This window comes from Pseudomonas sp. gcc21, assembly GCF_012844345.1.
Classification (GTDB): Bacteria; Pseudomonadota; Gammaproteobacteria; order Pseudomonadales; family Pseudomonadaceae; genus Halopseudomonas.
On sequence record NZ_CP051625.1, the window covers coordinates 3,264,361 to 3,276,804 of the forward strand.

General features: G+C 55.3%; 11 protein-coding genes, 4 tRNA genes and 1 rRNA gene. All 16 read left to right on the forward strand.

All coding sequences use genetic code 11. The features are described 5' to 3' along the window. Window positions 1-62: 62 nt before the first annotated feature. The 16 genes from rrf to rpoB all read left to right on the forward strand — a co-directional run bounded on the left by rrf (window position 63) and on the right by rpoB (window position 12,442). A 5S ribosomal RNA gene (rrf, locus tag HG264_RS15035) occupies window positions 63-178 on the forward strand. Between the two features lie 322 nt (window positions 179-500). Continuing rightward, window positions 501-1,469, forward strand: coding sequence for a bifunctional biotin--[acetyl-CoA-carboxylase] ligase/biotin operon repressor BirA (birA, locus tag HG264_RS15040; RefSeq protein WP_169408385.1), 969 nt, complete (start codon window positions 501-503; stop codon window positions 1,467-1,469). After that, on the forward strand, window positions 1,459-2,208 hold the full coding sequence (locus tag HG264_RS15045; protein ID WP_169408386.1) for a type III pantothenate kinase: 750 nt from the start codon (window positions 1,459-1,461) through the stop codon (window positions 2,206-2,208). The genes birA and HG264_RS15045 overlap by 11 nt, the downstream gene beginning before the upstream one ends. Next, window positions 2,208-2,870, forward strand: a complete 663-nt coding sequence (locus tag HG264_RS15050; RefSeq protein ID WP_169408387.1) for an SPOR domain-containing protein — start codon at window positions 2,208-2,210, stop codon at window positions 2,868-2,870. Before HG264_RS15045 ends, HG264_RS15050 begins: the two co-directional genes overlap by 1 nt. Before the next feature lie 242 nt (window positions 2,871-3,112). Beyond that, window positions 3,113-3,197, forward strand: a tRNA-Tyr gene (locus tag HG264_RS15055). A 24-nt stretch (window positions 3,198-3,221) separates the two neighbouring features. Then, window positions 3,222-3,295 (forward strand) — tRNA-Gly (locus HG264_RS15060). A gap of 23 nt (window positions 3,296-3,318) precedes the next feature. Further along, a tRNA-Thr gene (locus HG264_RS15065) sits at window positions 3,319-3,394 on the forward strand. Between the two features lie 80 nt (window positions 3,395-3,474). After that, entirely contained in the window at window positions 3,475-4,674 is a 1,200-nt protein-coding gene (tuf, locus tag HG264_RS15070) for an elongation factor Tu (RefSeq protein ID WP_169408388.1), read from the forward strand. 57 nt (window positions 4,675-4,731) lie between these two features. Beyond that, window positions 4,732-4,807, forward strand: a tRNA-Trp gene (locus HG264_RS15075). Between the two features lie 43 nt (window positions 4,808-4,850). Next, window positions 4,851-5,219, forward strand: coding sequence for a preprotein translocase subunit SecE (gene secE, locus HG264_RS15080; RefSeq protein WP_169408389.1), 369 nt, complete (start codon window positions 4,851-4,853; stop codon window positions 5,217-5,219). 9 nt (window positions 5,220-5,228) lie between these two features. Further along, a complete protein-coding gene (gene nusG, locus HG264_RS15085; RefSeq protein ID WP_169408390.1) occupies window positions 5,229-5,762 on the forward strand; it encodes a transcription termination/antitermination protein NusG in 534 nt (177 codons plus the stop codon). A gap of 115 nt (window positions 5,763-5,877) precedes the next feature. Further along, window positions 5,878-6,309 carry a 50S ribosomal protein L11 gene (gene rplK, locus HG264_RS15090; protein WP_169408391.1) on the forward strand — a complete coding sequence of 144 codons (432 nt, stop codon included), beginning with the start codon at window positions 5,878-5,880 and terminating at the stop codon, window positions 6,307-6,309. After that, window positions 6,310-7,005 carry a 50S ribosomal protein L1 gene (gene rplA / locus HG264_RS15095; RefSeq protein ID WP_169408392.1) on the forward strand — a complete coding sequence of 232 codons (696 nt, stop codon included), beginning with the start codon at window positions 6,310-6,312 and terminating at the stop codon, window positions 7,003-7,005. It abuts the gene before it with no gap. Window positions 7,006-7,212: 207 nt separating this feature from the next. Next, window positions 7,213-7,713: a 50S ribosomal protein L10 gene (gene rplJ, locus HG264_RS15100; RefSeq protein WP_169409163.1), complete on the forward strand. Its 501-nt coding sequence runs from the start codon at window positions 7,213-7,215 to the stop codon at window positions 7,711-7,713. Window positions 7,714-7,790: 77 nt separating this feature from the next. Further along, complete coding sequence (rplL, locus tag HG264_RS15105) at window positions 7,791-8,159, forward strand: 50S ribosomal protein L7/L12 (protein ID WP_169408393.1); 369 nt, start codon at window positions 7,791-7,793, stop codon at window positions 8,157-8,159. A gap of 212 nt (window positions 8,160-8,371) precedes the next feature. Then, on the forward strand, window positions 8,372-12,442 hold the full coding sequence (gene rpoB, locus HG264_RS15110) for a DNA-directed RNA polymerase subunit beta (protein WP_169408394.1): 4,071 nt from the start codon (window positions 8,372-8,374) through the stop codon (window positions 12,440-12,442). Window positions 12,443-12,444 lie beyond the last annotated feature (2 nt).

Consider the following 12,444-nt stretch of genomic DNA (forward strand, 5'->3'; position numbering starts at 1 on the left):
GCTTCTATCACGCTCCCAACCCTTTAAGCCGTGTGGACTAACAAACGCACAGCAACGAATTGCTTGACGACCATAGAGCATTGGAACCACCTGATCCCATCCCGAACTCAGAAGTGAAACGATGCATCGCCGATGGTAGTGTGGGGTCTCCCCATGTGAGAGTAGGTCATCGTCAAGCGCTTATACCGAGAACACCCCGATCTGGAGACAGGTCGGGGTGTTCTTTTTTGGGCGCGGAAAACACCTAATGCAGTTAGCAGGCGGGAGTACCTTGCTCGGTCTCGCCGTTACGCCTGTACGCCTGAATCACGATCTTCCTTACGCTCGGTGTGTCCTGAAAGCCATCAGGCGCCTGGCGCTTGCATGGCTTGCGAGTGCCAGAGCTCTCTGCATTATTGCGGGCGCTGCATTGGACTCTCCAATCCAGCTCATATATTCATTCAATCTGTGTCCGCCGGGCGCTATCATGCGGGCCTGTCGAATCAAGATGGCTTGTTGATATGCTGAACGACTTACTCGCATTAATGGCTGATGGTCGCTTCCATTCCGGAGAGAGACTTGGGTCTCAACTGGGCGTAAGCCGCGCGGCGATATGGAAAATCATCAGTCGTCTCGAAAAACAGGGCTTTCCAATCCAGCGTGTGCGCGGAAAAGGCTATCGTATTCCGCCCAATGCGGTTCTTCTGGATCTGGACCGGATCCAAGCCGCGCTTCCCGACTCTATGGCAAGCGATTGGGGGTGGCATCTCGCTCAACAAGTCGACTCTACCAATGCCGAGGCGCAGCGACGCCTCCAGCTTGATGGAGCCAAGAGAATAATATGTTTGAGCGAACAGCAGCTGGCCGGTCGCGGGCGGCGGGGTCGAGTATGGGCGAGCCCTTTTGGGCAGAACATATATATATCGGTCGCCGAACCGTTCGAAGGTGGCGCGCAGTCGCTTGAGGGGCTGAGTCTGGTCGTAGGTCTTGCGCTCGTCGAGTCGCTAGAAAGCCTCGGGTATCGTGGGTGTAAGCTGAAGTGGCCCAACGATGTGCTACTTGATGGCAAGAAACTCGCAGGCATTCTGATAGAGCTATCGGGCGACTTGACTTCGGAGTGTCTGGTGGTAATCGGCGTTGGGGTGAACGTACTGATGCGAACATCCGAAATCGATCAGCCGTGGACATCGCTATTGATGTCGGGTCAAAAAAAGGAACTTGACCGGAATCGTTTAATTGCAGAATTCCTTTCCCGTCTGGCCAGCGCGTTGAAGTTGTTCAAGCAAAACGGTTTTGAGCCGTTCATGGAGCCATGGGAGCAACGTGATGCATGGCGCAACCAGGCCGTGCGAGTGATTGCCGGTAATCTGGTACAGGAGGGAATAAGTCGAGGAGTGACCGCCCGAGGTGCTCTAAGGCTTGTCTCGACACAAGGTGAGGCGCACATAAACGGTGGGGAAGTAAGCCTGAGGTTGAATAATGCTACTTGAGCTTGATTGCGGTAACACCCTGATCAAATGGCGTCTGCTTGATCGAGAGGGTCGAGTGCGCGACCGCGACATGGCTCCTGACTTGGTCGAACTGCAGCGGCTCCTTGGTGGCCAGGAGCGGGAAATTCGTGGATGCAGGTTGGTCAGTGTCCGGTCAGCCGAAGAGACTCAATTAGTAATGGATCAGCTCACGAGCTGGCTCAAGTTGCATCCTTTACTCGCGCGCGCCAGTAATAGCCTCGCCAGCGTGACCAATGGGTACGAGGATTGTACGAAGCTTGGGATGGACCGGTGGCTGGCACTGGTAGCCGGTTATGAGCTTTGTAAGAAGGCCTGCGTGGTGATTGACCTGGGAACGGCGGTCACAGTCGACTTTGTGGATGCAAGCGGCATGCATTTAGGAGGCTACATCGCGCCCGGAAGCAAGTTATTGAGAACGTCTCTGGTGCGGCATACCCGTTTGGTTCGTTACGATGAGCAGCCCCTGGGGGACCTTCAGCTGCCTAAGCCCGGCACGTCGACGGGTGAGGCAGTGGAGTACGGTTGTGAACTTATGCTGTCAGGATTCGTGCGTGAACAGCTTCGCATAGCCAGGCAGCTGCTCGGTGATAGCATGGTTGTCATCCTCACTGGCGGCGATGCGGTGCGGATGGCCGAGCTGTTACCAGGTGGCTGTCACGTGATTGGTGACCTGGTTTTCGAAGGACTGGCTTTGGCGTGCCCACTGGAGGTGGACTGATGAAATCCGTATTCCTGTGTCTGCTACTTCTCAATATTCTGTATGGTCTGTGGCAGTTGCAGGACCGTAGTGCTGAGCGTGCGCTGCGGGAAGTTGCTGATCAAACCCTCGAGCAGGGCCTGCCGGCGGTCGCCCCAGGTGAAGAAACCATTCCCCTCGTTCCGCCTGCGCGAGAGCCTGCAGCGCCGCTGTGTGTCAACTTTGGCACCTTCACTCGGGCAGTCAGGGCTGAGCAGCTTCTGCAGCGACTGTTAGCGCTCGGTATCCAGTCTTCTGTTGTTGAGCGTGAGGTCCCGGGCGAGCCGGATTTCTGGGTTGTGATGGATGTGGAAGGCGGGCGACGCGAAGCTCTCGCCCAGATTACTATCTTGCAGGACCGGGATGTCGAGAGTTATCTGATCACCGAGGGCCCGTTGGTTGATAATGTCTCGTTTGGCATCTACCAAAGCGAAGCTGAGGCCGGCAACCGTCAGGCAGAGTTGGATAGCCAGGGTTATCCTGCGCGGGTGCAGCGGATCGAGCAGAAAAATACTGAGTATCTGGTTCAGGTCGCTCAAAGCGCACGGCGCTTGGTGGATCAGGCCTTGCTATCACGGCTTCAGGTAGATTTCCCGAAGTTGCAGCAGCAATATCAGGTGTGTAGCAGCACGGATGAAGCCTAGCGTACCCAGTCCGTTTGCTTGTGGGGGCTGGCCTTCGATACAGGGCAATCACGTTCTGGATGACAGTCCCATAGTGATCAAGGTATGTTTTCATGGGCCTGAACTCACGAATTCAGACATACTGGCCCGGGTTGTCGGCCCGGTTGAGCTATTCCTCAAGCCGGACCACCTCAAGTAACGGTTTTTTCTAACAAAAGTATTGACACGTAGACGCTTAGTGATGAAAATGGCGCCTCTTTTACGGAGGGGTTCCCGAGCGGTCAAAGGGATCAGACTGTAAATCTGACGGCTTAGCCTTCGAAGGTTCGAATCCTTCCCCCTCCACCAGATTTCGCAAGAGCCGAGCAGACGGCGGGTATAGTTCAACGGTAGAACCTCAGCCTTCCAAGCTGATGGTGCGGGTTCGATTCCCGCTACCCGCTCCAGTTTGGTGCTGCAACAGGTAAAAGCTCATGTAGCTCAGTTGGTAGAGCACACCCTTGGTAAGGGTGAGGTCAGCGGTTCAACTCCGCTCATGAGCTCCAGTATCAGGCAGATATGCGAATATCTGCCTTTTATTTAATGGTCGCGTGACCGATTGCACTCAGGAATAGGGGATCTCTCGATGGCTAAAGAGAAGTTCGAACGTAAAAAACCGCACCTGAACGTGGGCACTATCGGCCACGTTGACCATGGCAAAACCACTTTGACCGCCGCACTGACTCGCGTTTGTGCTGAGGTCTTCGGTAGTGGCGGTTCTTCCAAGGGTTACGACCAGATCGATAACGCCCCTGAAGAAAAGGCGCGCGGTATCACCATCAACACCTCGCACGTAGAGTACGATTCTCCGACTCGTCACTACGCGCACGTTGACTGCCCTGGTCACGCTGACTATGTGAAGAACATGATCACCGGTGCTGCCCAGATGGATGGTGCAATCCTGGTATGTTCCGCAGCTGACGGCCCGATGCCGCAGACTCGCGAACACATCCTGCTCTCCCGTCAGGTTGGTGTTCCGTACATCGTCGTGTTCCTGAACAAAGCCGACATGGTCGATGACGAAGAGCTGCTGGAGCTGGTCGAGATGGAAGTCCGCGACCTGCTGAGCGCTTATGAATTCCCTGGCGACGATACGCCGATCATCATCGGCTCCGCGCTGATGGCTCTGAACGGCGAAGACGGCAACGAAATGGGTACTACTGCTGTCAAGAAGCTGGTCGAGACTCTGGATTCCTATATTCCTGAGCCTGAGCGTGCCATTGACAAGCCCTTCCTGATGCCGATCGAAGACGTGTTCTCCATTTCCGGTCGCGGTACTGTTGTGACTGGTCGTGTTGAGCGCGGCATCATCAAGGTCCAGGAAGAAGTTGAAATCGTCGGCATCAAGGACACTGTCAAGACTACCTGTACGGGTGTCGAGATGTTCCGCAAGCTGCTTGACGAAGGCCGTGCCGGTGAGAACGTTGGTGTTCTGCTGCGCGGTACCAAGCGTGAAGACGTTGAGCGTGGCCAGGTTCTGGCCAAGCCGGGCACTATCAAGCCGCACACTCAGTTCGAAGCTGAAGTGTACATTCTGGGCAAGGACGAAGGCGGTCGCCACACTCCGTTCTTCAAGGGCTATCGTCCGCAGTTCTACTTCCGTACAACTGACGTGACTGGTTCCTGCGAATTGCCGGAAGGTGTTGAGATGGTAATGCCGGGCGACAACGTCAAGTTGGTTGTTACCCTGATCGCTCCGATCGCCATGGAAGACGGCCTGCGTTTCGCTATTCGCGAAGGCGGACGTACCGTTGGTGCCGGCGTGGTTGCCAAGATTATTGTTTAATTAGCAATTGATCTTGAACAGTTGAGCCGGTACTATTGCCGGCTCGACTGCGATTACAGGCCAGTAGCTCAATTGGCAGAGCGGCGGTCTCCAAAACCGCAGGTTGGGGGTTCGATTCCCTCCTGGCCTGCCAGATTTAATCTGGCTTTGGCTACCAAGACAGGATTTGATGATTCATGAGCACCAGAGCAGAGCTTCACGATAATCGCTTAGATGTAGTCAAGTGGATTATCGTGGCCATAGTGGTCTTGGCTGGGGTTTATGGTAACCATTATTTTGCCTCTGAACCTGTCTTGTATCGTGCCGTGGCGTTGGTAGTACTTGGGCTGGTCGCAGGCTTCGTTGCCTTGCAGACCGCTAGAGGAAAGTCCTTCTGGGCGCTTGTTAAAGAAGCGCGCATCGAAATTCGTAAAGTCGTCTGGCCAACCCGTCCCGAAACCACACAGACAACACTGATTGTTGTGGCGGTGGTGTTGGTGATGGCGCTGATCCTGTGGGGTCTCGACACCCTTCTGGGTTGGATCATTTCTCAGTTTATTGGTTAAAGGTGATCCGTGTCTAAGCGTTGGTACGTTGTGCATGCCTATTCGGGCTTCGAAAAGCATGTCATGCGTTCGTTGATCGAGCGTGTGAAGCTGGCCGGAATGGAAGACCAGTTCGGCGAAATTCTGGTGCCCACTGAAGAAGTGGTGGAAATGCGCAATGGCCAGAAACGCAAGAGTGAGCGGAAGTTCTTTCCTGGTTACGTACTTGTTCAAATGGAAATGAACGAGGGAACGTGGCACTTGGTTAAAGATACGTCACGTGTGTTGGGGTTCATCGGCGGAACCGCTGACAAGCCCGCTCCGATCACAGATCGTGAAGCTGAAGCCATTCTGCGTCGCGTGTCGGAAGGGACCGACAAGCCTAAACCCAAAACACTGTTTGAGCCGGGTGAGGTTGTTCGCGTTACCGACGGGCCTTTTGCGGATTTCAATGGTGTTGTCGAAGAAGTTAACTATGAGAAGAGCCGGGTTCAGGTAGCTGTTCTCATATTTGGTCGCCCCACGCCTGTGGAGCTGGAATTCAGCCAGGTCGAAAAGGGCTGAATTGATACATCCCCCTGAACCCTGCACTGCCTTAGGCGTTGCGGGGTTTTGTTGTCAGTGGGGAATATAGTCAATAGGGGAGCCGCGAGGCGCTAGCACCCTCTGGAGAAGAAACATGGCAAAGAAGATTCAAGCTTACATCAAGCTGCAAGTCAAAGCCGGTCAGGCTAACCCAAGTCCGCCGGTAGGTCCGGCGCTGGGTCAGCACGGCGTAAACATCATGGAATTCTGTAAGGCGTTCAACGCCAAGACCCAGGGCCAGGAGCCCGGTCTGCCGACTCCCGTGATTATCACTGTTTACAGCGATCGCAGCTTTACATTCGAGACCAAGAGCACGCCGGCAGCGGTACTGCTGCTGAAGGCCGCTGGCGTTAAGGGCGGTTCCGCACGCCCCAACACTCAGAAAGTTGGCACTGTAACCCGCGCTCAACTCGAAGAAATCGCCAAGACCAAGCAAGCTGATCTGACTGCCGCCGACCTTGATGCTGCCGTACGCACCATCGCAGGTTCCGCTCGCAGCATGGGCCTTACCGTGGAGGGTGTGTAAATGGCTAAGTTGACTAAGCGTCAGAAGGCTATTGCCGAAAAGGTTGAGGCCAACAAGGTTTATGGCTTTGAAGAAGCCGCCACTTTGCTGGCCGAAGTTTCTAACGTGAAGTTTGTCGAGTCGTTCGACGTCTCGATCAATCTGGGCGTTGACCCGCGTAAATCCGACCAGGTAGTTCGCGGTGCAACATTGCTCCCGCATGGTACTGGCAAAACGGTTCGCGTGGCTGTGTTCACTCAGGGCGCTAATGCTGAAGCAGCTGTTGCTGCGGGTGCTGACAAGGTCGGTATGGATGACCTGGCGGCTGACATGAAGGCCGGCAATCTGGATTATGACGTGGTTATCGCGTCGCCGGACGCAATGCGCGTAGTAGGCCAGCTGGGTCAGCTGCTCGGTCCGCGCGGCCTGATGCCGAACCCGAAAGTAGGCACGGTTTCTGCTGATGTTGGTACTGCAGTCAAGAACGCCAAAGCCGGTCAGGTCCGCTACCGTACAGACAAGAACGGCATTATCCATTGTTCAGTAGGTAAGGTCGGCTTTGATGCTGCCAAGCTGAAAGAAAACGTTGAAGCCTTGCTGGCTGATCTGAAGAAGGCCAAGCCGTCTACTTCCAAAGGTGTTTATCTGAAGCGCGTTTCCCTGAGCACAACCATGGGTCCGGGCGTCCAGATCGACCAGGCGTCGCTGGCAATCTGATTTACGGCGCGTCGCCTGGCGACGCGCCACATATTGGGGTCCCTGCGTAGTGGGGGCTATCCAAGACCGTAGGCGGCGAAAGCCTTAAACCGAAAGCACAACTTTCAAGCCTACGCAGATGGTGCTCCCGATTCAGTGCAGGCTGGATCAGACACCAAAACAGGCTGCTCGCAAGAGTGGCAAATGGTAAATCCAGGAGTGAAACCCGTGGCAATTAAGCTCGAAGACAAAAAGGCCATCGTCGCTGAAGTCAACGAAGCTGCCAAAGGTGCGCTGTCTGCCGTCGTGGCTGATGCCCGCGGTGTAAGCGTTGCTGCCATGACTGGTCTGCGCAAAGAAGCTCGCGAATCTGGTGTTTATGTACGTGTTGTACGTAACACTCTGATGCGTCGTGCCGTTGAAGGTACTCAGTACGAGTGCTTGAACGATGTCTTTGTCGGTCCGACTTTGATCGCATTCTCCAATGAGCACCCGGGCGCCGCTGCCCGCATGTTCAAGGAGTTCGCAAAAGGTCAGGACAAGTTCCAGATCAAGGCCGCAGCGTTTGAAGGCAACTTCCTTGCAGCTGAACAAATCGACATTCTGGCCACACTGCCAACATACGACGAGGCTATCAGCCAGTTGATGAGCGTTATTCAAGGCGCCACCAGCAAATTCGTCCGTACCCTGGCTGCTGTACGCGATCAGAAGGAAGCCGAAGCCGCTTGATGCGTGCTCGGACTCTCCGTTCGATTTACAAGTTTTGATGGCCTGAAAGCCATCCCCAATACAGGAATATTAGAGTCATGGCTCTTACCAACGAAGATATCATCAACGCAGTATCCGAAATGTCCGTCATGCAGGTCGTAGAACTGATCTCCGCTATGGAAGAGAAGTTCGGCGTTTCTGCAGCTGCGGCTGTTGCTGCTGGTCCGGCTGCTGGCCCGGCTGCTGCTGAAGAGCAGACCGAGTTCAACGTCATGCTGCTGGAAGCTGGCGACAAGAAGGTTAACGTCATCAAGGCTGTTCGTGAGCTGACAGGTCTGGGCCTGAAAGAAGCCAAGGCACTGGTTGACGGCGCACCTGGCGTGATCAAGGAAGGCGTATCCAAGGACGAAGCTGAGGCTGCTCAGAAGACTCTGGAAGACGCTGGCGCCAAGGTTGAGCTCAAGTAAGCTTGCGCGACCTTGCGTCGACAGTCTGATTTATTGAATCAGATTGATGGCTGGTGGCCCGTGTGCCACCGGCCTTTTTCCGTTCTGACCGGCTTCGATGCCGCAGGCGGATCCACTCCAGGCGAGTGAGCAAGACTTAGGGCTTGCACGCATTTTCAGGCTAGCCCGTCAGGACTAGCCAATCAAGCAGGTGACCAAGCTGGGGAACGCTGATGGCTTACTCATATACTGAGAAAAAACGTATCCGCAAGGACTTTGGCAAGCTGCCGCATGTCATGGATGTCCCTTACCTACTGGCGATTCAGCTGGATTCCTACCGGGAATTTCTGCAGGCCGGTACGGCTAAAGAGAATGTCCGCGATATCGGTCTGCACGCGGCCTTCAAATCTGTCTTCCCCATTATCAGCTATTCCGGTAATGCGGCGCTCGAATATGTCGGTTACCGGTTGGGTGACCCGGCTTTCGATGTCAAGGAGTGCGTACTCCGCGGCGTGACCTATGCGGTCCCGTTGCGCGTAAAAGTACGGCTGATCATCTTTGATCGTGAATCGTCCAACAAGGCGATCAAGGACATCAAGGAACAAGAAGTGTACATGGGGGAAATCCCCGTCATGACCGAAAACGGTACCTTTGTCATCAACGGTACCGAGCGTGTCATAGTATCCCAGCTGCACCGCAGCCCGGGTGTGTTCTTCGACCACGACCGTGGCAAGACACACAGCTCCGGTAAACTGCTGTACTCCGCCCGCGTGATTCCTTACCGCGGCTCATGGCTGGATTTCGAGTTTGATCCCAAGGACGCGGTATTTGTCCGTATCGACCGTCGTCGCAAGCTGCCAGCAACTGTTCTGCTGCGCGCGCTGGGCTATCAAACCGACGAAATGCTGGATATTTTCTACGAGACCAACGTCTTTTCTGTCGAGGGTGAAGAGCTTCAGCTGGAGCTGGTTCCACAGCGCTTGCGCGGCGAGATAGCTACCTTTGACATCCAGGATGACAAGGGCAAGGTAATCGTCGAGAAAGGACGCCGGGTTACCGCGCGTCACATCAACCAGCTGGAAAAGGCCGGTATCACCAGCCTGTCCGTGCCGTTTGATTACATTATCGGCCGTACCATCGCCAAGACCATCGCACATCCTTCGACGGGCGAGATTCTGGTTGAGTGCAACACCGAAGTGACGCCTGAAGTCATCGCCAAGTTGATCAAGGGTCAGGTGACGCGTGTCGAGACGCTGTATACCAATGACATCGACTGCGGCCCGTTTATTTCCGACACGCTGCGTATCGACAACACGACCAGCCAGTTGGAAGCGCTTGTCGAAATCTACCGGATGATGCGCCCCGGCGAGCCGCCGACCAAGGACGCCGCGGAAACCTTGTTCAGCAACCTGTTCTTTAGCAGTGATCGTTACGATCTCTCTGCGGTTGGTCGTATGAAGTTCAACCGCCGTATCGGCCGTGACGAGATCGAAGGCGCGGGTGTTCTCAGCAAGGAAGATATCATCGAAGTCCTCAAGACGCTGGTCGGCATCCGTAACGGCAAAGGCGTGGTTGATGACATCGATCACCTGGGTAACCGTCGCATCCGCTCGGTCGGCGAGATGGCCGAAAACCAGTTCCGTGTGGGTTTGGTGCGTGTCGAACGTGCTGTTAAAGAGCGTCTGTCCATGGCAGAAAGCGAAGGCTTGATGCCGCAGGATCTCATCAACGCCAAGCCGGTCGCAGCAGCCGTTAAAGAGTTCTTTGGTTCCAGCCAGCTGTCCCAGTTCATGGACCAGAACAACCCGTTGTCTGAAATCACTCACAAGCGCCGTGTATCGGCCCTTGGGCCGGGTGGTTTGACGCGCGAGCGCGCAGGTTTCGAAGTACGTGACGTGCATCCGACGCATTACGGTCGTGTATGTCCGATCGAAACGCCGGAAGGCCCGAACATCGGCTTGATCAACTCGTTGGCTACCTATGCCCGTACCAACCAGTATGGCTTTCTGGAAAGTCCGTTCCGCCGGGTTCGTGATGCCAAGGTGACTGATGAAATCGTCTTCCTCTCCGCGATTGAAGAGGGCGATCACGTCATTGCACAGGCCAGCGCCAAGGTCGAAGACGGCCAGCTGACCGATGATCTGGTAGCGGTTCGTCATATGAACGAATTCACCGTCAAGACTCCGAACGAAGTGACCTTGATGGATGTATCGCCGCGCCAGGTTGTGTCGGTGGCGGCGTCGCTGATTCCGTTCCTTGAGCATGACGATGCTAACCGTGCCTTGATGGGTTCGAACATGCAGCGTCAGGCGGTACCGACCCTGCGTGCCGAAAAACCCCTCGTGGGTACCGGCATGGAGCGCAACGTTGCGCGCGACTCCGGCGTCTGTGTGACAGCCCGTCGCGGCGGTGTCATCGATTCGGTTGACGCTAGCCGTATCGTTGTTCGTGTGGCCGAGGACGAAATCGAAGCGGGCGAAGCCGGTGTCGATATCTATGCGTTGACCAAGTACACGCGCTCGAACCAGAACACCTGCATCAACCAGCGTCCCCTGGTGAAGAAAGGCGACGTGGTTGCACGCAAGGATATTCTGGCTGATGGTTCTTCCGTGGATATGGGCGAGCTGGCTCTGGGTCAGAACATGCGCGTCGCGTTCATGCCCTGGAACGGTTACAACTTCGAGGACTCGATCCTGGTCTCCGAGCGGGTGGTCCAGGAAGATCGTTTCACCACGATCCACATTCAGGAGCTGACCTGCGTTTCGCGCGATACCAAGCTCGGGCCGGAGGAAATCACTTCCGACATCCCGAACGTGGGCGAAGCAGCGCTGGGTAAGCTGGACGAGGCGGGCATTGTATATGTCGGCGCTGAAGTGGGTCCTGGTGACATTCTGGTCGGTAAGGTGACGCCGAAAGGTGAAACCCAGCTAACACCGGAAGAGAAGCTGTTGCGCGCCATCTTCGGTGAGAAGGCGTCCGATGTTAAAGACACGTCGCTGCGCGTCCCGACCGGTACCAAGGGTACAGTTATCGACGTTCAGGTCTTCATTCGTGACGGTGTTGAGCGCGACACGCGTGCTCTGGCGATTGAAAAGGAGCAGCTCGACGAGATTCGCAAGGATCTGCAGGAAGAGTTCCGCATCGTTGAAATCGCAACATTCGAGCGCCTGCGCTCTGCGTTGAACGGTCAGTCGGTAGAAGGTGGCTCTGGGCTCAAGAAAGGCACAGTGCTGAACGACGAAATCCTCGACGGTATCGAGCGTGGCCAGTGGTTCAAGCTACGCATGACCGAAGACAGCCTGAACGAGCAGCTGGAGAAGGCCCAGGCCTATCTGACTGACCGTCGCAAGCTGGTCGACGACAAGTTCGAGGACAAGAAGCGCAAGCTGCAGCAGGGCGATGACCTGGCTCCTGGCGTGCTGAAGATCGTCAAGGTTTACCTGGCAATCAAGCGTCGCATTCAGCCCGGTGACAAGATGGCAGGTCGCCACGGTAACAAGGGTGTTATCTCCGTGATCATGCCTATTGAAGACATGCCCCATGACGAAAACGGCACGCCTGTTGACGTGGTGCTGAACCCATTGGGTGTTCCTTCGCGTATGAACGTGGGCCAGATCCTCGAAACCCACCTCGGCCTTGCGGCCAAGGGGTTGGGTGAGAAGATCAACTTGATGCTTGAAGAACAACGCAAGATCGCAGATCTGCGGAAGTTCCTTGATGAAATCTACAACCAGGTTGGCGGACGCAATGAGGATCTCGATTCTCTGTCTGACCAGGAAGTTCTGGATCTGGCTAATAACCTGCGTCAGGGTGTGCCGATGGCTACCGCCGTGTTTGACGGTGCCAAGGAGCATGAGATTAAGACCATGCTACGCCTTGCGGATCTGCCTGATTCGGGTCAGATGAAGCTGTACGACGGACGGACTGGTAATACTTTTGATCGTCCGGTCACCGTTGGCTATATGTACATGCTCAAGCTGAACCACCTGGTCGACGACAAGATGCACGCCCGTTCTACCGGGTCTTACAGTCTGGTAACACAGCAGCCGTTGGGCGGTAAGGCCCAGTTCGGTGGTCAGCGTTTCGGTGAGATGGAAGTGTGGGCGCTGGAAGCCTATGGCGCCGCTTACACCTTGCAGGAAATGTTGACTGTGAAGTCTGACGACGTGAACGGCCGTACCAAGATGTATAAGAACATCGTGGACGGTGACCACCGTATGGAGCCGGGCATGCCCGAGTCCTTCAACGTGTTGGTTAAAGAAATACGTTCACTCGGCATCGACATGGAACTGGATACCGAGTAACC